Below are 24,186 nucleotides of genomic sequence, written 5' to 3' on the forward strand. Positions count from 1 at the left end.
CGCCCCAATAAATGATAACCAAAGGCAGTGATTGCATATGAATGCAGAAAATCAAACCGCGAACGTCGACCAGCAGGAAATCGCCAAATTTGAGGCGATCGCGTCGCGCTGGTGGGATCTGGAAGGCGAATTCAAACCCCTGCACCGCATCAACCCGCTGCGACTGGGGTATATCGCGCAGCATACCGAAGGTTTGTTTGGCAAAAAAGTGCTGGATGTGGGTTGCGGCGGCGGTATTCTGGCCGAAAGCATGGCGAAAGAAGGCGCCGAGGTTACCGGCCTGGATATGGGCGCGGAGCCGTTGCAGGTGGCCCGATTGCACGCACTGGAAAGCGGCATAACGGTGAACTACGTGCAGGAAACCGTGGAAGCCCACGCGCAGGCGCATGCGGGCGAATACGACGTGGTGACCTGCATGGAGATGCTGGAGCACGTTCCCGATCCGCAATCCGTGGTTCAGGCCTGCGCGCAACTGGTCAAACCGGGCGGCGACGTCTTTTTCTCCACCATTAATCGCAATGCTAAAGCCTGGGCGATGGCGGTGATCGGCGCCGAATATATTCTGAAGCTGGTGCCGCGCGGCACGCATGATATAAAAAAATTCATCCGTCCGGCGGAATTGATTGGCTGGATCGATGCCACGCCGCTGCGCGAACAACATATCATCGGGCTGCACTACAACCCGCTGACGGACCACTTCAAACTCGGCCCGAACGTGGATGTTAATTACACGCTGCACACCCGGCGCGAGGCGTAACCGCCGCCCGCGTCTCTTCGCGGCTCCCGCGCATACCCGCGCCGACGGGTATGCCGAGCCGTCCGGCCCGCAATGTAGCGCCATAAGCTATTTTATTAAAATATCGTTAAAAGCTGGCGACTTGATAAGCAATCCATTCCGAGCCAGGATGCCGCATTGGCGATTGGATCAAAACAGCGGTTTTCAGCGCGAACAAGAAAGCGGCAACCGATCAAATATTTATTTTTTTATCCCCATGCATTGACAACACCACAGGCCGCGAGTGAACCGGCGTTTAGCGAATCAATAACATTTCCTACCCAAGTTATCCACAATCTACCCCGGTTTTGCTCACTTGCAATAAGCCGTTTTTCTCATTATCTTGTTATCAAATCAAAATCACCCCCTATATATTGTGTTTGCCGCCAACAAAAAGGCGCCGTCGCGCCTGGCTTTTTCTGTTGTACTCGGCAATCATTACAGGGTTAAAAAAACGGATAATAGGTGTTACTTCCCATGAACCAGAGCCTGCTAGTAACCAAGCGCGATGGCAGTAAAGAAAAAATCAATCTGGATAAAATCCACCGAGTCATTACCTGGGCCGCTGAAGGATTGCACAACGTCTCCGTATCTCAGGTCGAACTGCGCTCCCACATTCAGTTTTATGACGGCATCCGCACCGCGGATATCCATGAAACCATTATCAAAGCCGCGGCCGATCTGATTTCCCGTGAAAGCCCGGATTATCAGTATCTGGCGGCGCGTCTCGCCATCTTCCACCTGCGCAAAAAGGCTTACGGTCAGTTTGAGCCGCCCACGCTGCTCGATCACGTGAAAAAGATGGTCGAACTGGGCAAATACGACGAGCACCTGTTGGAAGACTATAGCGCGGAAGAGTTCGCCGAGATGGACGGCTTCGTCGATCACTGGCGCGATATGAACTTCTCTTATGCCGCGGTCAAGCAGTTGGAAGGGAAATACCTGGTTCAGAACCGCGTGACCGGCGAAATCTACGAGAGCGCCCAGTTCCTGTATATTCTGGTCGCCGCGTGTCTGTTCTCCGGCTATCCGCGTGAAACCCGACTGGATTACGTGAAGCGTTTCTACGACGCCATCTCGACATTCAAAATTTCACTGCCGACGCCGATTATGTCCGGCGTGCGCACCCCTACCCGTCAGTTCAGCTCTTGCGTGCTGATCGAATGCGGCGACAGCCTGGATTCCATCAACGCCACCTCCAGCGCCATTGTGAAATACGTTTCTCAACGTGCAGGCATCGGCATCAATGCCGGCCGCATTCGCGCGCTGGGCAGCCCGATCCGCGGCGGCGAGGCTTTCCATACCGGTTGTATCCCGTTCTATAAACACTTCCAGACGGCGGTGAAATCCTGTTCCCAGGGCGGCGTGCGCGGCGGCGCGGCCACCTTGTTCTACCCGCTATGGCATCTGGAAGTGGAAAGTCTGCTGGTGCTGAAAAACAACCGCGGCGTGGAAGGCAACCGCGTTCGTCACCTCGATTACGGCGTGCAGCTCAACAAGCTGATGTATCAACGTCTGGTGAAAGGCGGCGATATTACGCTGTTCAGCCCGTCGGACGTTCCGGGGCTTTATGACGCCTTCTTTGCCGATCAGGACGAATTCGAACGTCTCTACGTACAATATGAACAGGACGACGGCATCCGTAAGCAGCGCATTAAAGCGGTTGAGCTGTTCTCGCTGATGATGCAGGAACGCGCCTCGACCGGCCGTATCTACATTCAGAACGTAGACCACTGCAATACCCATAGCCCGTTTGACGCCGAGGTCGCGCCGGTGCGTCAGTCCAACCTGTGCCTGGAAATCGCCCTGCCGACCAAGCCGCTGGAAGATGTGAACGACGAAAACGGCGAGATCGCGCTTTGTACGCTGTCCGCCTTTAACCTCGGCGCCATCGACAGCCTTGACGATCTGGAAGAGCTGGCGACGCTGGCGGTTCGCGCGCTGGACGCGCTGCTGGATTATCAGGACTACCCGATCCCGGCCGCCCAACGCGGCGCCATGGGCCGTCGTACGCTGGGCATCGGCGTGATTAACTTCGCCTACTATCTGGCGAAAAACGGCGTGCGCTACTCCGACGGCAGCGCCAATAACCTGACGCATAAAACGTTCGAAGCCATTCAATATTATCTGTTGAAAGCCTCTAACGTGCTGGCGCGCGAACAAGGCGCCTGCCCGTGGTTCAACGAAACCACCTATTCTCAGGGCGTCTTGCCGATTGATACCTATAAACGCGATCTGGATGCGATTTGCAACGAACCGCTGCATTACGACTGGGAAACGCTGCGCAATGACATTAAGGAATACGGTTTGCGCAACTCGACGCTGTCCGCGCTGATGCCGTCTGAAACCTCTTCGCAGATCTCCAACGCCACCAACGGTATTGAACCGCCGCGCGGTCACATCAGCGTTAAGGCGTCCAAAGATGGTATTCTGCGTCAGGTGGTGCCTGAATATGAAACGCTGAAAGACGCTTACGAACTGCTGTGGGAAATGCCCGGCAACGACGGCTACCTGCAACTGGTCGGCCTGATGCAGAAATTTGTCGATCAGGCCATTTCGTCCAACACCAACTACGATCCGTCGCGTTTCGCATCGGGAAAAGTGCCGATGAAACAGTTGCTGAAAGATCTGCTGACGGCGTATAAGTTCGGCGTCAAAACGCTTTACTATCAAAACACCCGCGACGGCGCTGAAGACGCGCAGGATGACCTGTCGGCCGAGCCGCAGGACGACGGTTGCGAAGGCGGAGCCTGTAAGATTTAAGCCTTGACGCAGGCTGCCGACACCCCACCCCAACCCTCCCCTTCGCAGGGACGGGAGTTGGCGCCTCCCCCTGACAAGGGGGAGGCCGGGAGGGGTTGATTCAGACGACCTCAGGCTGCTATGCAGCTTCTGCGTTTTTTATCGCGGGCAATCCCTGCAACCACCTTTGTGGGCCGCCGCAAGCGGCGTTAAAAAATGCTCCCGGCATTTTTTTATGGCGGGCTATCCTGCCCGCCCCTACGGCCGCCGCAAGCGGCGTTAAAAAATGCTCCCGGCATTTTTTTGGAGAGAACAATGGCCTATACCACTTTTTCACAGAATAAAAACGACCAGCTACTGGAACCCATGTTTTTTGGTCAGTCGGTTAACGTTGCCCGTTACGATCAGCAGAAATACGAAATTTTCGAAAAGCTGATTGAAAAACAGCTCTCTTTCTTCTGGCGTCCGGAAGAGGTCGACGTTTCCCGCGATCGTATCGATTATCAGGCGCTGCCTGAGCATGAAAAACATATTTTCATCAGCAACCTGAAATACCAGACCCTGCTGGACTCCATTCAGGGCCGCAGCCCGAACGTGGCGCTGCTGCCGCTGATTTCCATTCCGGAACTGGAAACCTGGGTGGAAACCTGGGCGTTTTCCGAAACCATCCACTCGCGCTCCTATACGCACATCATCCGCAACATCGTTAACGATCCGTCACTGGTATTCGACGACATCGTCACCAATGAAGAGATCCTCAAACGCGCCAAGGATATCTCCGGCTACTACGACACGCTGATTGAAATGACCGGCTACTATCATCTGCTGGGCGAAGGCACGCATCAGGTGGATGGCAAAACCGTCACCGTCAATTTGTATGAACTGAAAAAGCGCCTGTATCTGTGCCTGATGAGCGTGAACGCGCTGGAAGCGATCCGTTTCTACGTCAGCTTCGCCTGCTCGTTCGCTTTTGCCGAGCGTGAACTGATGGAAGGCAACGCCAAAATCATCAAGCTGATCGCCCGCGATGAAGCGCTGCACCTGACCGGCACCCAGCATATGCTGAACCTGATGCGTTCCGGCCATGACGATCCGGATATGGCGCAGATTGCCGCAGAATGTCAGCAGGAATGCTACGACCTGTTCGTCCTGGCCGCGCAGCAGGAAAAAGAGTGGGCCGAATATCTGTTCCGCGATGGCTCCATGATCGGTCTGAACAAAGATATTTTGTGTCAGTACATTGAATATATTACCAATATTCGTATGCAGGCCGTGGGACTGTCGCTGCCGTTCGAAACGCGCACCAACCCGATCCCGTGGATTAACGCCTGGCTGGTTTCCGATAACGTGCAGGTCGCGCCGCAGGAAGTGGAAGTCAGCTCTTATCTGGTGGGGCAGATTGATTCCGAAATCAATGCCGATGACCTCAGCGACTTCCAACTGTAATCCTATGACGGCATCAACCATCACGCTGCGCGCTTCCGGCGCGCAGCTGACCTGTGCGGAGACAGGACATTCCTTGCTGGATGTGCTGGAGTCCCATCAGGTCAGCGTCGAGTACCAGTGCCGTTCCGGCTACTGCGGCTCTTGCCGACTGCGCCTGCTGAAAGGCAAAGTCGCCTACCGCCAGACGCCGCTGGCCTGTATTCAGCAAGGGGAGATCCTGCCCTGCTGCTGCATGCCCGTTAACGATATTGAATTGGATATGTAAGCCCGGTAGTGAACGACGCTTCAGCGTTTACCAGGGTTTTTTGGCTAATTTCCAAAATAAAATAAACACGACCACTATTCCCACACCGGTAATATAGTGCCAGTGGTCAGGGAAAAAACTGACGGAAAAAATGGCGATCGCGATTATCGCCATCATGGGAATAAGCTCGAAAACCAAATCAATCAGCGCATATTTTAAACGTTTTTTCATCTTTCACTTACCTGATTACGTATCCCGCCCCAGACCGCCCCTCGCCGCTATCATAAAACCGCATTGCCTCCCCTTTTTATCCTTGAGTACGTTACACTAACGGCAGATAAAACAACCAGGAGGTTTTAGATAATGTTTAGCGTCATTCCCGTTTTGATTATTGTCGCACTGATCATCGTCTGGTCAGGTATTAAAATCGTACCGCAGGGCTACCAATGGACCGTCGAGCGCTTCGGCCGCTATACCAAAACGCTGATGCCGGGGCTGAATCTGGTCGTGCCATTTATGGATCGCGTCGGTCGGAAAATCAATATGATGGAACAGGTATTGGATATTCCGTCGCAGGAAGTCATTTCGCGCGACAATGCCAACGTCGCAATCGATGCGGTCTGCTTCATTCAGGTGATCGACCCTGCGCGCGCGGCGTATGAAGTCAGTAACCTGGAACAGGCGATCGTCAACCTGACCATGACCAACTTCCGTACCGTGCTGGGTTCGATGGAACTGGATGAAATGCTTTCCCAGCGCGACAGCATCAACAGCCGTTTACTGCACATTGTCGATGAGGCCACCAACCCGTGGGGCGTCAAAATCACCCGGATTGAAATCCGCGACGTGCGTCCGCCCGCCGAGCTGATTGCGGCGATGAACGCGCAGATGAAAGCGGAACGTAACAAGCGTGCGGATATCCTCGAAGCCGAAGGCGTGCGCCAGGCCGCCATTCTGCGGGCGGAAGGGGAGAAACAGTCGCAAATCCTGAAAGCGGAAGGCGAGCGTCAGTCCGCCTTTTTAGAAGCCGAAGCGCGTGAACGTGCCGCAGAAGCCGAAGCGCAGGCGACCAAAATGGTATCCGAGGCTATCGCCGCGGGCAATATTCAGGCCATCAACTATTTCGTGGCGCAGAAATATACCGACGCGCTGCAACAGATCGGTTCTTCCAACAACAGCAAAGTCATCATGATGCCGCTGGAAGCCAGCAACCTGATGGGGGCTATCGGCGGTATTACCGAACTGATTAAAGATAGCCAGGATAAACGGAGTCAATAATGGATATTGAACTGGTGATGGAAAATGCGCACTGGTTCTGGCTGTCGCTCGGCGGTCTGCTGCTGGCGGCCGAGTTGCTGGGCGCCAGCGGCTATCTGTTATGGAGCGGGATATCCGCGGTATTGGTCGGGCTGCTGGTCTGGCTGATGCCGCTGGCGTGGCCGTGGCAAGGCATGGCTTTTGCGGTTCTGACCATCATCACCGCCGTGCTCTGGTGGTACTGGCTGCGTAAGCGCACGCTTGCCCGTCCGGCCTCCACGCTCAATCAGCGCGGACAGCAGCTGATTGGCCGGCGCGCCACGCTTGTCGAACCCATAGTGGATGGTTTTGGCCGCATCAAAATCGGCGACGGCACCTGGCGGGTAAAATCAGAGCAGGATCTGGCAGCCGGAACGCATATTGAAGTGATCGCCATTGATGGCATTACGCTGCATGTGCGCCCGGTCACGCCGCAATCCCTGAGTTGACGCCATACTCCATCGGATTCTGGCGTGAAAATACCACGCCAGAACCTTAAATACCCTTCCTTAAACGGGTATCGTCTACACCGCTGATGATAGCCGAACGTCAAGATACTCAGGCAAACAGCATGATGAGGCTAAACCTCTCGTTCCCGAGTATCTCAATCCTTAAACCCGTTCAACGATCATTGCCGTTCCCTGACCGCCGCCGATACACAGCGTCGCCAGACCCAGCGCTTTATCCCTGGCCTCCATCGCGTGCAACAGCGTCACCAGAATACGCGCGCCGCTGGCGCCAATCGGATGTCCCAGCGCAATCGCGCCGCCATTCACATTGACCTTTTCCTCAGCAAACCCCAGCTCTTTCCCTACAGCCAGAAACTGTGCGGCAAAGGCTTCATTCGCTTCAATCAGATCGATATCCGACAGGCTTAATCCCGTGTTTTTCAGTACATTCAACGTTGCAGGCACCGGCCCCATGCCCATGACATCCGGCCCGACGCCGCCGCTGGCATAGCCACGGATACGCGCCAGAGGTTTCAGCCCCAGCTCGCGGGCGCGCGCTTCGGACATCACGATCAGCGCCGCCGCGCCATCGTTGATGCCGGAGGCGTTGCCCGCCGTCACCGAACCCTGTTTATCAAATGCCGGGCGCAACGCAGCCAGTTTTTCCAGCGTGGTTTCAGGCCGCGGATGCTCATCGGTATCGAAAATCACCTCGCCCTTTCGGCCTTTAATCACCACAGGGATAATTTCCTTCGCAAACGCGCCTTGCTCTATCGCCGCCGCCGCTTTTTGCTGGGAAGCCAACGCGGCGTTATCCTGTTGTTCCCGGGTAATCTGGTACGCTTTCGCCACATTTTCCGCCGTAATACCCATGTGGTAACCATTAATGGCGCAAAGCAGACCGTCTTGCAGAATAACATCCTGAAGATTGCCATGACCGAGGCGGTATCCCCAGCGGGCTTTGCTATCAAGCAGATACGGCGCCTGACTCATATTTTCCATACCGCCGGCCAGCACGACATGGGCATCGCCTGAACGGATAGCCTGCGCCGCCAGCGCCACGCTTTTCAGGCCGGAACCACAGACTTTATTCACGGTGAATGAACTGATTTCTTGCGTAATACCGCCTTTCAACGCCGCCTGGCGCGCCGGATTCTGTCCCAGCCCCGCCTGTAAAACATTTCCCATGATAACTTCATCAATCACGCCGGCCTCGATGCCGGCCCGGCGGATGGCTTCACGGATCACGTACGCGCCCAGATCGGTGGCCGACACGGTTGCCAGACCGCCATTAAAACTGCCTACCGCGGTACGGGTAGCACTGACGATAACGGGATTATTCATTATTTGTATTCCTTATGATGAGGGTCAGAACAGCGTGAGACCAATAACGAAAATGACGCCGGAGAACAGCAAAGCGGTGACGCAATAGCCCATGATGTCGCGCACGCCCAGCCCGGCGATGGCCAGCGCCGGCAGCGCCCAGAACGGTTGAGCCATGTTCATCCACTGTTCGCCATAGGCGATGGCCATGGTGGCTTTGCCCAGATCGGCGCCCAGAGCCTGGGCGGCGGGCAGAACAAACGGTCCTTGAATGACCCAGTGTCCGCCGCCGGAAGGCACGGCAAAGTTAATTAACGCGGAACTGAAGAACGTCATGACGGGGAAGGTGTCTTTATTGGCGATGTTGATGAACCACTCGGTAATCATGCCGCCGAGGCCGGAATGCTCCATCATCAGTTGAATACCGGCATAGAAAGGAAACTGCACCAGAATACCGGAGGTACTACGCGCCGCGGCGGAAATGGCCCGCATATACGCCATCGGCGTTTTATGCAGTAACATGCCGCCGACCAGAAACATCAGATTGACCGTATTGATGGTGATATTGAAACCGTTTTTCCAGAAGTACATGCCGAGATAGGCCACGCCCAGCGCACAGATAATCAGCGTAATAATCCGGCTTTCTTCCAGCTTTTCCGCTATCGAAGCATCGGCCGGCAGTTTCTTCTGAAAATCGGGTTCCTCTTCCAGCAATGCGGGATCGATGGCGATCACATTTTCTGGCTTCGGCATCATCATTCTCGTCACGAAAGGCATGACGATAATCAGCCCAATCGTGATGAAAAAGTTATAGCCGGTCAGCAGGGTTTCACCGATGGGTATAATGCCGGCGATATGCTCCACCGGATTACCCGGCGTCGCCGCCAGTAACGGCATTGAGCCGGAGAATCCCCCGCCCCAGGAGAGGAAACCGATGTAGGCGCAGGCGATCAACAGCGGGTAATCGGAGCCAGGTACGCGACGAGCCACTTCACGGGCGAACATCGCGCCCACGATTAAGCCGAATCCCCAGTTGATGACGCAGGCAACCAGACCGAAAAACGTCACCAGCATCACGCCCTGAACCGGCGTTTTCGCCAGTGAAGCCGTGTTCTTCAGCACCCGCTTAACCGGTGGAGAACTGGCCAACGCATGACCGGTAACAATGATCAACGCCATCTGCATCCCGAAACCAAGCAGATTCCAGAATCCATCTCCCCACATTTTCACCATATCCATCGGCGTATGCGGCGTAAACGTCAGTCCGATGATAAACATCAGAATAGTCAGTAACATCGCGAAGATAAGCGGATCGGGAAGGTAACGGCTGACGACCGTCGTCATCCCTCTGGAAATTTTTCCGATCATGATGCCGCCTCACTCACGACAACCGGCATCACCTTCAGATTGTCGGCGACGATAAACCTGGCCGCGGTTTTTTCCTTTACCGTTTCCAGCGCTACGCCCGGCGCCAATTCAGTGAGCGTAAGTTGTCCGTTATCGAACACGAACACGCCAAGCTCCGTCACCACCATGTCGACTTTATTTTTAGCGGTCAGCGGTAATGTGCAATGCGCCAGCAATTTGGATGAACCGTCTTTTGCGCAATGCTCCATCGCAATGATGACTTTACGGGCGCCGGTCACCAGGTCCATTGCTCCGCCCATACCGGGCACCATTTTTCCGGGGACCATCCAGTTAGCCAGATTCGCCTGCTGATCGACCTGCAACCCGCCGAGTACGCTGATATCCACGTGACCCCCGCGGATCAGGGCAAACGAGAACGCGCTGTCGAACATCGCCGCTCCCGGCAGCATGCCGCAAGGTTGCCCGCCGGCATTAACCAGATTGGGATGAGGCTCCCCTATCGGCCCCAGTCCCAGAAAGCCATTTTCAGACTGAAGCGTGATATCCACATTCTCAGGCAGATAATTGGCGACCAGCGTCGGCAGCCCAATCCCCAGATTGACAATGTCGCCATCCTGTAATTCCTGCGCAACACGTTGAGCAATAAGTGTCTTGGTATTCATGCAGCAGCCTCCATGGGAACGACGATGTGATTAATCAGGGCGCCGGGGGTGACGACGACATCCGGGGCGATATCGCCGGTATTGACCAACGCATCCGGTTCAACGATGACCCGGTCCGCCGCCAGCGCGATAAGCGGATTGAAATTACGGGCGGTGAGTTCATAAGTGAGATTGCCGAACAAATCGGCGGTGTGAGCCTGAATGAGCGCCAGATCCGCGCGTAACGGCAGTTCCAGCAAATAGTCGATACCGTTTTGGGTAATCTTTTGTTTGCCCTCTTCAACCACGGTGCCGACGCCGGTGGGCGTCAGCACGCCCCCCAGCCCGGCGCCTCCGCAGCGAATACGTTCGGTCAGCGTTCCCTGAGGAACCAGCTCGACATCGATCTCGCCGGCGATCATCCGTCGCCCCGTTTCAGGGTTAGTACCAATATGAGAGGCAATAACCTTTTTCACGCGTCCGTTGGTAATCAACGGGCCGATACCGGTATCGACAAAGGCCGTGTCGTTGCAAATCAACGTAAGTTCTTTTACGCCGGAATCGAGTAAGGCGGCAATTAAACGAGGAGGCGTACCTATCCCCATAAAACCGCCGACCATGATTGTCATGCCATCATTAAAATATTGGGCGACCTGAGATATTTTTATTCTTTTATCTTTCATTATGACTCCTGGGGTTATATCCAATGGAAAATGGATCCACTCAGGAATTGCAAAGCGCAGGCCAGCTTTTCCGGCAACGACCTAAATTTGCAACACAATGAAATAAAACAAATAAAAATATAATCCGATCAAAATAAAAATAAAAAAGAAAAGATAATGTGAAATTAAACGTCGGAACTGCGCACATAAAATTGCGCACAAAGCGGGTGTTTTGGTGAAATGGATCACATAATAAAAAAGCCAACCAATAACAAGGCTAGCTTTAATAATAACATCACATTAACTATAATTTAATTTTTATTCGATGCAATACTCTTGTAATTTATAAATTAGCGCACGCCGACTGATGCCTAATATTTTTGCTGTTTGCATCCTATTACCCTGGTTATTATTCAACGCCTTGAAAATCAGCTCGCGTTCGTAGGATTTCATCCGTTCTTTCAGACCCGGCCCGCCGTCGTCAATAGGCGCGGCCATATCATCTTGCGGGTCATTATCACTTATCTGTTGCACCTGTTGCGGCAAATCGTCGGCGAAAATCATAAATCCGGTGCTCATGATCACCGCACGCTCAATGGCATTCTCCAGTTCGCGAACATTGCCCGGCCAGCTATACTTTTCAAGCGCGACGATGGCGCTAATATCCAGCCCAATGATTTCCTTACCATTCTCAGCGCTGAACTTATGTAAAAAATGCTGCGACAGCAAAGCGATATCTTCCGGCCTTTCTCTAAGGGGGAGCGAGGATAAATGCATCACGTTTAAACGATAAAACAAATCGCGCCGAAACTCGCCGCTATCAATCATTTCAGCCAGATTTCGATTGGTGGCGGCAATAATGCGAATATCGGTTTTAATCGTCTGACTGCCGCCAAGCCGTTCAAATTCCCGCTCCTGCAAAACGCGTAGCAGTTTGACCTGCAAGTTATAAGGCATCTCTCCTATCTCATCCAGCAGCAAGGTTCCGCAGTGCGCGCGTTCAAACAGCCCTTGCCGTTGCATTTGCGCGCCGGTAAACGCCCCCTTCTCATGACCGAACAGTTCGCTTTCCAGTAACGACTCCGGCAAAGCGCCGCAGTTCACCCGAATAAACGGCCCGTTCGCTCTGGCGCTATTATAATGAATCGCTCTGGCGATCAATTCCTTACCGGTCCCGCTCTCGCCGGTAATCAGCGCCGTCGCATTACTATGGGCTACCTTGGCAATATCCCGGCATAGCTCCATCATTTTCGGATTGTTGGTCAAAATGCGATCCCAGGTATAGCTTTCCGACAACTCACGATGCAGTAAATTAATTTCCTGTTTCATATCGCGTAATTGCAGCGCCCGGCTCATTAGCAGTTTTAACTCATCCAGCTCAAACGGTTTTATCACATAATCAAAGGCCCCCAGCCGCAAGGCTTCAACCGCCGTCTCCACCGCCGCGTAGGCCGTCATCAGAATAATGGGAATATCCTGTTGAATTTCCCGCATACGTTTCAGCGCGCTGATGCCGTTGACGTTGGGCATTCTGATATCCATCAGCACAATATCAGGCCGCTGCTCCCTGTAGGCGGAGATGGCCGACTGCCCATCCCCGGAGCAGATAACCTGATGACCGTCGCTGGAAAATACCGCAGTCAGCATCCGGCGGACGCTCTCTTCATCATCCGCAATAAGAATACGATACGGTTGGGTCATTGCATGCTCCTGTCACACGTCAGAATCGGAAGAATCAGGGTTACCGTCGTGCCGTGCTGCGGCCGGCTTTCTATCGTAATATCGCCGCTGTGGGCCGTCATAATACGCTGGGCGATAGAGAGCCCCAGTCCGGTACCGGTCGGTTTGGTGGTGAAAAACGGCGTGAATATCTTTTCCATGACATCGGGATCGATCCCGACGCCGCTATCGCGAATTTGGATTTGTAACTTATCGTCGCCATAGCGGCGGGTAGAAACCTCAATTTCGCCGCGCGCCGGGATCGCCTGAACGGCATTAATCATTAAGTTCAGGATCACCTGTTTCAGCAATTCGGCGTCCGCTTCAATATCCGGTAATGTTTCATCCAGCGTAATAGTGAAATCCACCCGATTATCCAAACCATGCGTATGCACCAGCAATAGCGTTTCGCGAATTAGCGTATTAATGGCGATACACTGATAACGGCGCGGATGAGGCCGGGCAAAATCAAGTAATTGCTGTATCACGTTATTAATGGAGCGCACTTCCTTGAGAATAATGTTGATATATTCAACCCGCTGGAGATCCCGTTCTCCCTCTTTCAGATATTGTACAAAACCGCTGATTGCCGTCAGCGGATTGCGCACCTCATGGGCGACGCCCGCCATCAGTTCGCCCAGGGTCGCCAGGCGCTCCGCCCGTTCAATTTGTTTTTGCATCTGCTTTTGCGCGGTGAGATCGGTAAAGATCACCAGCGCGCCAATGATTTCGCCTTCCGCATTCCTTAGCCGACTACTGCTGGCCTTGATCTGTAAAATCTTTTCTTTCGCCGGATAATCCAATTCGACCCCGACATGTCCGACGCCATGCATCAGGGTATCCAGCACCGGACTTTGAAAACCCTCTTTATCAAAAACGGATTGGTAATGTTTGCCGATTAACTCTTCATGACTGTATCCGGATATCGCCTGCGCCGCCGGATTGCACATGGTTATTTTACCGTAATTATCAATACTGATTACGCCATCGGCCGCGCTCTCAATAATTAATTCATTTAATGTTCGAACCTCCCGCAGGGCGCGAGACAAGGTGTTAATACTGGCGGCGATTCGGCCCATTTCCCCCTGCAACGGCGGCAACTGTGTTTTTAAATCGACGGGAAGCTGATTTAGCCCCGCTTCGATTAAATCCACATCTCGGGTAAGACGGCGGGAGAAATTGATAATCAGAAAAAGACTAATCATCAAACCGATGGTAATAACCGTAATAATACTGATATCCATTGCCATGGCTTGTTTATCAATATCATTGGATAATTCGTTAGCCCAAATATAACCGATTATTTCGCCATGTCGAACAATCGGGATCATGGCATTCATAATATGTCCTCTGACCTGAAAACCCGATTTTATCGACGGCTCTCCCGTCAACATAACCTGCCTGCCGGGATGTTCGTCTGAAATAGCGGAGCCAACGGTATCACCGTATTGATCCTGCGGCGCATAAGTAATAATCGCATCTAATTTTTTACTGTAATACCCGGCGCCCACATTTAAAAAAGCCTGCGTTATTTTATCCGTCGCCGCAGATAAATGCTGATTCAGCGCATGAATACGCTCGGTGCGGGGAAGATCGGCGAATAGTTCTAATTTATCGTCCAGTACATCATCCAGAAGGTGGGTGACGGCATAAAGTTTTTTCTCTTTCTCTCGCAACAGGGCTTCTTTTCCCTGGATTTCCACAATATAAGCCATGATTAAAGTAGGGAGAAATACCATAAACACCGCCAGAAATATCATTTTACTGCGTAAACTATGAGGAAAAAACGCGCGTAGGCTGGTGGTGATCTCAGGTGAGACAAGTGACAAATTGGCTTTATTAAAAACGGTTCTAATTACGGATCGTATCATGTTGATTATTCTTTTTAGTTTATATCTCTCCTATGACGGTGATGATTATAAAATTCCACGGGCGAAACAAACGCGAGACAGGTCTCTTTTCAGCACAAAGACATTATTATTCCGCCAAAACATATTTATCTGAATTCAATAATTTATTTTATGTTTTTGGCATGACAGCAGCCGGCCAGATTATTGATAATCGGGCAATCCGCGCCGCCGTCGCCCGGACATTGTTCCGCCAGCGCCAGCAAACGCCGGCGCATCGCCTTCAGTTCTTCGATATGGGCTTCAATTTCCGTGACTTTCTGCATCGTGCGCGCCTTGACGTCGGCGCTGCGCCGTAACGGATCGTTAAACAGCGCGACCAGTTCCCGGCACTCGTCTAAGGTAAACCCTACCTGACGGGCCTGACGCAGCAGCGTCAGCTCTTCGATGTGATGGGCATTATAGCTGCGGTAACCGTTTTCAGAACGCAGCGGCGCGGTCAGCACCCCTTTCTCTTCATAGAAGCGGATGGTTTTACTGGTGAGTCCGGTTTTTTTTGCCACATCGCTGATATTCATCATGCACCTCTTGCCCATTCCTCGCGGAAGATAGCCTATCAAAATGAGCATACGCCATCGACGATGAGCTGTCAGGGCAACCGCATCAAATCTGAATATTTATCGACGATGTTTTCCAAAGCCAGCGCCTCTGGCGCACGCCATTATTAAATGATTTCAATGAGTATATTGATTTATGTACAATTGAGCGAAGCGATGGGTTTGCCATAAAAACCGGCAAGCAGACGATGATTGAATGAATGGATAAAACAGGAATGTTATGGGATATTTCAAAGCGTTGAGTCAGTCGATTGATAATGCACAACGGCTGAAAGAGCTTCATCAATACATTGAACGTCACAATGTACCCGTCACGTCGAAAGATGACCTTTCTCATCAGATTATCGAGATTGAACGATACATGGGCGGTTCAACCTACGCCAATCTGGATAAACGCAAACGCGTCGCCAACATCATGACGGGGATTTTAGCGTTACCCCCGTTAATTTTCGCGTTTGTGCTTCTTTTCGACCGTTATCAAGGATATTTTGGCTTCGGATTTGATATGGGCGGTACGATGAAAACCATTTTTCTGATGACCATCGAATACCTGTGGGCGGTGATCTTGTATGCGGGCGTGTTTGCCGCACTGGTCTTCTATTTTTATCGATTAAACAGTCAAGCCGCGACGCAAGCGGACAAGATTATTCATGCGCTTATGACCAAATCCCCCTCGACCATTAATGCTATCGTCGAATAACCCGGCAAATCAGCGTCTCTCGCGACCTGATTTGCCAGGAAAACCAGAACCATAATTCAACAACCAGCGCCGTCAACAATAGTACGGCGCAAAATTTCAGAAACCTGCCGGATTCCCCTGCCCTATAGCGGCTTTTTCAAAGCGCGCTCGCGATATAGCGGTTGATGTCAACAGGTCGCTTTCATCAGCGAAATAAACGCTTGACCCTCCCCTTGATGGAAGGTTTAACCTGCTTTACAACTCATAGAAATCAGGCAGACGGTCAATATATCCGACCGCCGATTATCCTCACCGGAGATCATTGTTATGTCGCAAACTCTCGTTTTGTCATTGCAGGGACTCACCTGCGGACACTGCATACAGCGGGTGAAAAAAACGCTGGAAGCGCTGCCGGACGTCGAACAGGCGGACGTCTCGCTGAATTACGCCAAAGTGACAGGCGAGGCGCAACTGCCCGCGCTGATCGCCAGTATCGAACAGGCGGGATACGAGGCAAGCCAGACTGCGGCCCCGGATATCGCTCTGCAACTGTCCGGATTAAGCTGCCAGCATTGCGTCGCCTCAACGCGGAAGGCGCTGGAAGGCGTGCAGGGCGTGGTCGCGGCGCAAGTATCAAAAGAGCGGGCCGATATCTACGGCGATGCGGCGCCTGCCGCGCTGATCGGCGCGGTAGAACAGGCCGGGTATCAGGCCAGCGTATTGCCGGAGCCGTCTCACCCAAAAACTGAGCCGCTGGCACAGGTAGCGACCACGCCGGAAACGCTGCCAGCGGCCCAGAGTAATGTTCCGGCCTCTCCCGCCGTTGAGGAAATTCCCGTCCTCGACGCTGCCCCTGATGATGATAATGTACAAATGCTGCTCCAGGGGATGAGCTGCGCCAGTTGCGTCAGCCGGGTGCAAAAAGCCTTGCAGGGCGTGACCGGCGTGACGCAGGCGCGCGTGAACCTGGCCGAGCGCAGCGCGCTGGTGAGCGGACACGCGACGCCGCAAGCGTTGATCGCCGCCGTTGAACAAGCGGGCTACGGCGCGGAAATCATTCAGGATGAAGAGCAACGCCGCGCGCGCCGGCAACAGACTTCGCAGCAAAGCATCCGGCGCTTTCAGTGGCAGGCGGCGCTTGGCCTGCTGCTGGGGGCGCCGCTAATGCTCTGGGGCGTGCTGGGCGGCAGTATGACCCTGACGCCCGAAAGCCGCACGCCGTGGCTGCTTGTCGGCGCGCTGACGCTGGCGGTGATGGTGTTCGCCGGCGGACATTTTTATCGCAACGCCTGGCGCAGCCTGAAGAACGGCGCCGCCACGATGGATACGCTGGTGGCGCTCGGCACCGGCGCGGCCTGGCTCTATTCCATTACCGTCAACCTGTGGCCGGACGTTTTCCCCATGGCGGCGCGTCACCTCTATTATGAGGCCAGCGCGATGATCATCGGTTTGATCAATCTGGGTCATGCGCTGGAGCAACGCGCCCGCCAGCGTTCCTCCCAGGCGCTGGAAAAGCTGCTGGATCTCACCCCGCCGACCGCCCGCGTAGTGACGCCGGACGGCGAGAAAACGCTGCCGCTGGCCGCCGTGCGGTCCGGGATGACGTTACGTCTGACCACCGGCGACCGTATTCCCGTCGACGGCGAGATCCTGCAAGGAGAAATCTGGGTCGACGAAGCGATGCTGACCGGCGAACCGCTGCCGCAGCAAAAAGATCAAGGCCATACGGTTCACGCCGGCACGCTGGTGACCGACGGCAGCGCATTGTTCCGCGCGGACGCTATCGGCAGCCAGACGACGCTCTCGCGTATCATCCGGCTGGTTCGGCAGGCGCAAAGCAGTAAACCGGCCATCGGCCAACTGGCGGATCGCATTTCCGCGGTCTTCGTGCCGGTGGTGGTGGCGATCGCCGTCATCAGCGGCGCGGTCTGGTTCTTCGCCGGGCCGGCGCCGCAAATTGTCTATACGCTGGTGATCGCCACCACCGTACTGATTATCGCCTGCCCGTGCGCCCTCGGCCTGGCGACGCCGATGTCGATTATTTCCGGGGTGGGCCGCGCGGCGGAATTCGGCGTTCTGGTGCGCGACGCCGATGCCCTGCAACAGGCCAGCAGGCTGGATACGCTGGTTTTCGACAAAACCGGCACCCTGACCGAAGGCCAGCCGCAGGTCGTCGAGGTTCACGCCTTTGGCGCGGCGACGGAACAGCAGGTTTTGATCTGGGCCGCGTCGCTGGAGCAAGGCGCGAACCACCCGCTGGCGCGCGCCGTCGTCGAACGGGCGGAAGGGCTGAGCCTGACGGCGATCGAGCAGTTCAGAACCTTGCGCGGTCTGGGCGTCAGCGGACAGGCTGACGGCGTCGCGTTGCTGCTCGGCAATCCGGCGTTGTTGAAACAGCATAATATTAATATTCCCGCCGGCGAAACGCTGATCGATGAACAGGCTCAGCGCGGCATCACGCCGGTATTGCTGGCGGCCGACGGTCAGCTCGCCGCCGTGTTCTTCATCCGCGATCCATTACGCGCCGACAGCGTCGCGGCCTTACAGCGCCTGCGCCATCAGGGCTATGAGTTGGTGATGTTAACCGGCGATAATCCGCTAACGGCCAACGCGATCGCCAAAGAGGCCGGTATCGACCGGGTGATCGCCGGCATATTGCCGGACGGCAAGGCGGATGCCATCCGGCAGTTGCAGGAACAGGGGAAACGCGTGGCGATGATCGGCGACGGCATTAACGACGCTCCCGCGCTGGCGCAGGCCGATGTGGGGATCGCCATGGGCGGCGGCAGCGATATCGCCATCGAAACCGCGGCGATTACGCTGATGCGCCACAGCCTGCACGGCGTGGCCGACGCCCTGGCCATTTCCAAAGCCACGCTGCGCAATATGAAACAAAATCTGCTGGGGGCGTTCGTCTACAATTCGCTGGGGATCCCGATTGCGGCGGGCGTACTCTATCCGCTGACCGGCACCCTGTTAAACCCGGTGGTCGCCGGCGCCGCCATGGCGCTCTCCTCCATTACCGTGGTCAGCAACGCCAATCGTCTGCTGCGTTTTAAGCCGAAGGCGTAACCAACCCGGCAGGCATCTGTGTTTGATGCTCTGCCGGCGGTCAACATGCGCAGAGACCTCTCTTTAACCGCCGCCGCTATTTTCAGCCGATTACCAGTACAACTTGTCGCCTGATACGTTTAGCATAGACGGACAAGAATCAGGAGACAGGATCTATGGGGCAACTGCTGCGTAACATTGCGACTTTTCTTGGCTTTATCTCGCCGCTGGCTTACGCCTACCCCGCGGTGGATGTCCAGCTTGAGGACGCGCGTCAGCTGCACCTGGTCGGCAGCATTCATATGGGCAGCATGGATATGGCTCCCCTGCCCGACACGCTGCTGAAGCAGTTGCAAAACGCCACCGCGCTGATTGTCGAAGCCGATATTTCCGATACCGGCTCCCCTTTCGACCAGACCGGGGCCGAGCCGCCGCTATCGCAACGGCTCAGCCCGGATGATTATCGTCAGCTGCGGCAAATCTGCGAAAAACTGTCTTTCAGCGAAAGTTACATCGACCGCGTTCCCGCCTGGCAGGCGGCGCTGATGTTACAGGCCCGCCAGGCGCAGCAGTTGGGGTTACGCCCGGATTACGGCATTGACTATCAGTTGATCAACGCCGCGAAAGCTCAGGGGTTGCAGATTATTGAGCTTGAAGGGCAACAAACGCAGATCGATTTACTGCATCAACTGCCGCAGGGCGGCCTGCCGCTGTTGCAGGATACGATCAGGCACTGGCATGCCAATGCCCGGCTGTTGCAAACCATGGTCGGCTGGTGGCTGGACAGTAAACCGGGCAAAATGACCGTTCGGCTTCCCGCCACGTTCAGCGATGAAATGAATAATTTGCTGATGAATCAACGCAACCGCCTCTGGCAACAAAAGCTCCGGTCGCTGCCTCCCGGCAACTATGTGGTTGCAGTCGGCGCGTTACATTTATATGGTGATGACAACCTACCTACGTTATTACAGGCTAATTGAGCGAGAAATACCCATTTTCTAAGCACAGGGCGTCAACCCGCCGCCCGTGACGAGAAAAAACAGGATATCGCCCGTAAGGATATTTGAATCATGACACCCGCAATTAAACTGCTCGAGAAAAACAAGATCGCATTTACCGTCCACAGCTATCACCACGACAGCGACGAAACGAACTTTGGCGAGGAAGCGGCCAAAAAGCTGGGGCTGAACAAAGAGCAGGTTTACAAAACGCTGTTGGTCGCGCTGAACGGCGACGCAAAAAATCTCGCCGTGGCGGTGACGCCAGTCGCCGGCATGCTGGATTTAAAGAAAGTGGCGCGCGCGCTGTCGGCCAAAAAAGCCGATATGGCCGATCCGGCCATCGCTCAACGGGTCACCGGTTATCTGGTCGGCGGCATCAGCCCGCTGGGGCAGAAAAAACGCTTGCCGACGGTGATTGACGAAACGGCGCAGCGCTTCGAGACCATTTTTATTTCCGGCGGCAAGCGCGGACTGGATATCGAGCTGGCGGCCGGCGATCTGGCGAGTCTGTTACAGGCGAAGTTTGCCGACGTCGCCAAGCATGATGGCTGAGTTTGCCGTACCGGCCGACGCGGACATGGCGCGCGGCGGGCGCATCACCCGCCGCTCAGCGTTCGATATCAGTTCGCCGTGAGGCGGGCAAAACCGTCGCGAATTTCCTGCTCGGGCAGATCCCGGCCGATGAAAACCAATACGCTGCGCCTTTCTTCGTCATCCCGCCACTCTCTGTCCCAGTCGGCGCTGTACAGACGCTGTACGCCCTGAAACAGCAGACGGCGCGCATCGCCGTTAATCGCCAGGATGCCTTTGTAACGCAATAAATTCTCGGCGTGGTTCAGCAGAAAACTTTCCATCAAATCCGACACCGCGGCGAGTTCAAGCGGGGTATCAAGCTGAACGACGATCGATTGAATATCATTTTGCGCGGGGGCGATAAAGCGAAATACCGGCGTAGTCACCGCCAGCTTATCGTTGAGGATAAAACCTTCGATATTGAATAAGACGCTTAAATCAATGTCTCCGTTCACCACGGGATAAATCGGCGCTCTGGCGTTAATGCGCTGAAGGCGTTGGATCAAGGCCGGGTCTTCGCCGGCGATATCGGTTTTGCTCAGCAGAATGCGATCGGCATAGCCGATCTGCGACTGCGCAATGGTGAAGCGATCCAACTGCTGCTGAGCGTGTACCGCATCCACCAGCGTAATAATGCCGTCCAGCAGGAAGCGTTCGCAGAGCACCTCATGGGAAAAGAAGGTTTGCGCCACCGGGCCGGGGTCGGCCATACCGGTACACTCAATCACCACATGATCGAAATCCAACGTCCCGTCGTCGATACCGTCCAGTAAATCCAACAGCGCATCGGCCAGCTCATTGGCCTGACTACAGCAGATGCAACCATTGCTCAGGGTGGTGATTTTGCTTGCCCGTTCGCCGATCAACGCATTATCGATCGGCACTTCGCCGAATTCGTTTTCAATCACGGCAATCTTATAGCCATGATCGGCATTGAGCATATGTCGTAATAGGGTGGTTTTACCGGCGCCGAGAAAGCCGGTCAGGATAGTGACAGAAAGTGGTTGAGTCATAACTGCTCCAATTGGCTAACAGCAGCGCATTCCGCCTTTGCCGTCGCCGCCGTAACGCGCCTGCTGGCGCTCGCGGAAAAATTCTTCGTAAGTCATCATCGGCTTATCCGGATGATTGGTCTGCATATGCGCGACGTAGGTATCGTAGTCGGGCATACCAACCAGCATGCGCGCCGCCTGGCCCAAATATTTGCCCGCCTTTCCCAGATTACCGAACATCATCACCTCCGGGCCATCGGCCGCTTTATAAAAAATACCCCGCATAACATTTATATATTATAGGGGGTATTTGCGCCCGTCATCTTTCATTGCTCGGTCATGTCGGCGACCTCGCGAAATCCGACGGGCGATATCGCCGGCTTAGTGGCCGGAAGAGAGTTTCACGCCGCCTTCCGGAACCGGCACATAAGGCGTTTCCTGGTCGGTGCGTTCGGGGTTCTTGCGGGCAGCCAGCCCCGCTTTGATGCCGTACGCGATGATGCTGTAGACCACGATCAGGAACAGGATGCTCAGCCCGGCGTTGGTGTAGTTGTTGGTCACGATATGGTTCATGTTGGCAATCTGCTGTGCGGTCAAGTCCGCGCCGCCTTCGGCAATCTTGCCTTTAAACATGTTGGCCATATAGAAAAAGCCTTCCAACTGCGGGTTGTCGCTGAACAGTTTCAGACCCAGCGCCCAGGTGGTGCAGATCAGCAGCCAGACGGCCGGCACCAGCGTCACCCAAACGTACTGCGCGCGCTTCATCTTGATCAGGATAACGGTACCCAGCACCAGCGCCACGGCGGCCAGCATCTGGTTGGAGATACCGAACAGCGGCCACAGGCTCTTCACGCCGCCCAGCGGATCCACCACGCCCTGATACAGCAGATAGCCCCACAGTCCGACGCAACCGGCGGTGCCGATAATACCGGCGACCAGCGAGTCGGTTTTCTTCAGGAACGGCACGAAGTTGCCCAGCAGATCCTGCAACATAAAGCGCCCGGCGCGGGTGCCTGCATCCAGCGCGGTCAGAATGAACAGCGCTTCGAACAGAATGCCGAAGTGATACCAGAAGCCCATATCGGCGCCCGGAATGATCTGGTGGAACACGTGCGCAATACCCACCGCCAGCGTCGGCGCGCCGCCGGCACGGTTAAGAACGGAAGGCTCGCCGATATCTTTCGCCGTTTGCAGGATCTGCTCGGGAGAAATCACGAAGCCCCAGGAGCTGACCGCCGCCGCCGCGTGCGCGGAGACATCCTGCAACTGCGCCAGGATCATCGGCGCATCCGCCGTACCCAGACGGTGCAGGTCCGGCATGGTAATGCCGAGCGCCGCCGGCGGGGTGTTCATGGCGAAGTACAGACCCGGCTCGATGATAGAGGCCGCCACCAGCGCCATCACGGCGACGAAAGACTCCATCAGCATCGCGCCGTAGCCGATGAAGCGGGCGTCGTTTTCATTAGCCAGCAGTTTCGGCGTGGTGCCGGAAGCAATCAGCGCATGGAAACCGGATACCGCGCCGCAGGCGATGGTAATAAACAGGAACGGGAACAGCGTCCCCTTCCATACCGGGCCGGTGCCGTCGATAAACTGCGTGACCGCCGGCATTTTCAGATCCGGGTTGAGGATCACGATACCGATGGCCAGACCGACGATCACCCCGATTTTCAGGAAGGTCGCCAGGTAGTCGCGCGGCGCCAGGATCAGCCACACCGGCAGCAGCGCGGAAATAAACGCATAGCCGATCAGCGTAAAGGTGATGGTGGTGTCTTTAAAGGTTAGCGCCGGCCCCCAGTACGGGTCATGCGCCACCACGCCGCCAAACCAGATCGCCAGCACCAGCAGCACGATACCGATCACCGATACCTCGCCCACGCGACCGGGGCGGATATAGCGCATATAGATGCCCATAAACAGCGCGATCGGCACCGTCGAACACACGGTAAACACGCCCCACGGACTTTCCGCCAGCGCTTTCACCACAATCAGCGCCAGCACCGCCAGAATGATGATCATGATTAAGAAACAACCGAACAGCGCGATGGTGCCCGGCACCGGTCCCAGCTCTTTCTTGACCATTTCTCCCAGTGAGGCGCCATTACGCCGGGTGGAGAGAAACAGCACCATGAAATCCTGCACCGCGCCGGCCAGCACGACGCCGCCCAACAGCCACAGCGTACCGGGCAGATAACCGACCTGCGCCGCCAGTACCGGCCCGACCAGCGGACCGGCGCCGGCGATCGCCGCGAAGTGGTGGCCGAACAGCACATTGCGATTGGTCGGCACATAGTTCAGCCCGTCATTGTTCACTACCGCCGGCGTCGCTCTTGAGGGATCCAGCTTCATCACCTTCTGGGCGATATACAGGCTGTAGTAACGGTAGGCCACCAGATAGACGGCGACGGAAGCGACAATAATCCATAACGCGCTGACATGCTCGCCACGGCGTAACGCAACCACGCCCAGACAAGCAGCCCCGATAATCGCTAAGATTATCCAGGGGATGTGTTTAAGAAAGGTACCGCTCTTCATAAGACATCCTTCATAAAAGTCATAATGATTTGGTTTTGATATTTTTTAAATAAAATCAACGCAATAACCCAGGTCATCACGTATCTGGCCCAGATGAAAAGGAATAGTGTGGATACAGCAGCGGCAACAGCATGGAGAACCGGGACGGCCTGGCCGGATGCGCCGGTAAATCTTTCGGATTCAGCGCAGGATTGCAGGGACGTGGAAATGAAGTTGTCATCATGTT

The 24,186-nt window shown here is 54.9% G+C and carries 21 protein-coding genes; 10 read left to right on the forward strand and 11 right to left on the reverse strand.

Annotation, left to right across the window (positions count from 1 at the left end):
• Positions 1-37 precede the first annotated feature (37 nt).
• The 4 genes from ubiG (at position 38) to yfaE (ending at position 5,228) form a co-directional block, all read left to right on the forward strand.
• On the forward strand, positions 38-757 hold the full coding sequence (ubiG, locus tag ABRZ26_RS06780; protein ID WP_319603496.1) for a bifunctional 2-polyprenyl-6-hydroxyphenol methylase/3-demethylubiquinol 3-O-methyltransferase UbiG: 720 nt from the start codon (positions 38-40) through the stop codon (positions 755-757).
• A gap of 495 nt (positions 758-1,252) precedes the next feature.
• A complete protein-coding gene (gene nrdA / locus ABRZ26_RS06785; protein ID WP_319603497.1) occupies positions 1,253-3,538 on the forward strand; it encodes a class 1a ribonucleoside-diphosphate reductase subunit alpha in 2,286 nt (761 codons plus the stop codon).
• Between the two features lie 294 nt (positions 3,539-3,832).
• Positions 3,833-4,963, forward strand: coding sequence for a class Ia ribonucleoside-diphosphate reductase subunit beta (gene nrdB, locus ABRZ26_RS06790; RefSeq protein WP_319603498.1), 1,131 nt, complete (start codon positions 3,833-3,835; stop codon positions 4,961-4,963).
• Positions 4,964-4,967: 4 nt separating this feature from the next.
• Positions 4,968-5,228 (forward strand): class I ribonucleotide reductase maintenance protein YfaE, encoded by a 261-nt coding sequence (gene yfaE / locus ABRZ26_RS06795; RefSeq protein WP_319603499.1) that lies wholly within the window; start codon positions 4,968-4,970, stop codon positions 5,226-5,228.
• Between the two features lie 27 nt (positions 5,229-5,255).
• Here yfaE and ABRZ26_RS06800 read toward each other — a convergent pair whose 3' ends face one another.
• Complete coding sequence (locus ABRZ26_RS06800) at positions 5,256-5,438, reverse strand: hypothetical protein (protein ID WP_319603500.1); 183 nt, start codon at positions 5,436-5,438, stop codon at positions 5,256-5,258.
• Between the two features lie 132 nt (positions 5,439-5,570).
• Here ABRZ26_RS06800 and ABRZ26_RS06805 point away from each other — a divergent pair, with 132 nt between their 5' ends.
• Entirely contained in the window at positions 5,571-6,485 is a 915-nt protein-coding gene (locus tag ABRZ26_RS06805; RefSeq protein WP_319603501.1) for an SPFH domain-containing protein, read from the forward strand.
• Positions 6,485-6,952 carry an NfeD family protein gene (locus ABRZ26_RS06810; protein WP_319603502.1) on the forward strand — a complete coding sequence of 156 codons (468 nt, stop codon included), beginning with the start codon at positions 6,485-6,487 and terminating at the stop codon, positions 6,950-6,952. Before ABRZ26_RS06805 ends, ABRZ26_RS06810 begins: the two co-directional genes overlap by 1 nt.
• Before the next feature lie 162 nt (positions 6,953-7,114).
• On the opposite strand, the gene ABRZ26_RS06815 is transcribed toward ABRZ26_RS06810, so the two are convergent.
• The 7 genes from ABRZ26_RS06815 to cueR all read right to left on the reverse strand — a co-directional run bounded on the left by ABRZ26_RS06815 (position 7,115) and on the right by cueR (position 15,090).
• Entirely contained in the window at positions 7,115-8,296 is a 1,182-nt protein-coding gene (locus tag ABRZ26_RS06815; RefSeq protein ID WP_319603503.1) for an acetyl-CoA C-acetyltransferase, read from the reverse strand.
• A gap of 24 nt (positions 8,297-8,320) precedes the next feature.
• Positions 8,321-9,643 (reverse strand): TIGR00366 family protein, encoded by a 1,323-nt coding sequence (locus tag ABRZ26_RS06820; RefSeq protein WP_319603504.1) that lies wholly within the window; start codon positions 9,641-9,643, stop codon positions 8,321-8,323.
• On the reverse strand, positions 9,640-10,305 hold the full coding sequence (locus ABRZ26_RS06825) for a CoA transferase subunit B (protein WP_319603505.1): 666 nt from the start codon (positions 10,303-10,305) through the stop codon (positions 9,640-9,642). Before ABRZ26_RS06825 ends, ABRZ26_RS06820 begins: the two co-directional genes overlap by 4 nt.
• Positions 10,302-10,967 (reverse strand): acetate CoA-transferase subunit alpha, encoded by a 666-nt coding sequence (atoD, locus tag ABRZ26_RS06830; RefSeq protein ID WP_319603506.1) that lies wholly within the window; start codon positions 10,965-10,967, stop codon positions 10,302-10,304. Before atoD ends, ABRZ26_RS06825 begins: the two co-directional genes overlap by 4 nt.
• A gap of 297 nt (positions 10,968-11,264) precedes the next feature.
• Positions 11,265-12,647, reverse strand: a complete 1,383-nt coding sequence (atoC, locus tag ABRZ26_RS06835; RefSeq protein ID WP_319603507.1) for an acetoacetate metabolism transcriptional regulator AtoC — start codon at positions 12,645-12,647, stop codon at positions 11,265-11,267.
• Entirely contained in the window at positions 12,644-14,536 is a 1,893-nt protein-coding gene (gene atoS / locus ABRZ26_RS06840; RefSeq protein ID WP_413556158.1) for a two-component system sensor histidine kinase AtoS, read from the reverse strand. The genes atoC and atoS overlap by 4 nt, the downstream gene beginning before the upstream one ends.
• 143 nt (positions 14,537-14,679) lie before the next feature.
• The gene (gene cueR / locus ABRZ26_RS06845; RefSeq protein ID WP_319603696.1) at positions 14,680-15,090 is read right to left on the reverse strand and encodes a Cu(I)-responsive transcriptional regulator; all 411 of its coding nucleotides are present in this window, start codon (positions 15,088-15,090) and stop codon (positions 14,680-14,682) included.
• A 259-nt stretch (positions 15,091-15,349) separates the two neighbouring features.
• On the opposite strand from cueR, the gene ABRZ26_RS06850 reads away from it, so the two are divergent.
• The 4 genes from ABRZ26_RS06850 (at position 15,350) to ybaK (ending at position 20,412) form a co-directional block, all read left to right on the forward strand.
• Entirely contained in the window at positions 15,350-15,829 is a 480-nt protein-coding gene (locus ABRZ26_RS06850) for a DUF6097 family protein (RefSeq protein ID WP_319603508.1), read from the forward strand.
• Between the two features lie 306 nt (positions 15,830-16,135).
• A complete protein-coding gene (gene copA, locus ABRZ26_RS06855) occupies positions 16,136-18,880 on the forward strand; it encodes a copper-exporting P-type ATPase CopA (RefSeq protein WP_319603509.1) in 2,745 nt (914 codons plus the stop codon).
• A gap of 155 nt (positions 18,881-19,035) precedes the next feature.
• A complete protein-coding gene (locus tag ABRZ26_RS06860; protein ID WP_319603510.1) occupies positions 19,036-19,839 on the forward strand; it encodes a TraB/GumN family protein in 804 nt (267 codons plus the stop codon).
• A 90-nt stretch (positions 19,840-19,929) separates the two neighbouring features.
• A complete protein-coding gene (gene ybaK, locus ABRZ26_RS06865; RefSeq protein WP_319603511.1) occupies positions 19,930-20,412 on the forward strand; it encodes a Cys-tRNA(Pro)/Cys-tRNA(Cys) deacylase YbaK in 483 nt (160 codons plus the stop codon).
• 68 nt (positions 20,413-20,480) lie between these two features.
• Here ybaK and yjiA read toward each other — a convergent pair whose 3' ends face one another.
• The 3 genes from yjiA to ABRZ26_RS06880 form a co-directional block, all read right to left on the reverse strand.
• Entirely contained in the window at positions 20,481-21,446 is a 966-nt protein-coding gene (gene yjiA / locus ABRZ26_RS06870) for a GTPase (RefSeq protein WP_319603512.1), read from the reverse strand.
• Between the two features lie 15 nt (positions 21,447-21,461).
• Complete coding sequence (locus tag ABRZ26_RS06875) at positions 21,462-21,665, reverse strand: YbdD/YjiX family protein (RefSeq protein WP_121573326.1); 204 nt, start codon at positions 21,663-21,665, stop codon at positions 21,462-21,464.
• Between the two features lie 141 nt (positions 21,666-21,806).
• Entirely contained in the window at positions 21,807-23,960 is a 2,154-nt protein-coding gene (locus tag ABRZ26_RS06880; RefSeq protein WP_319603513.1) for a carbon starvation CstA family protein, read from the reverse strand.
• Positions 23,961-24,186: the final 226 nt, after the last annotated feature.

Source organism: Brenneria sp. L4-2C (genome assembly GCF_040240335.1).
Lineage (GTDB): Bacteria > Pseudomonadota > Gammaproteobacteria > Enterobacterales > Enterobacteriaceae > Brenneria.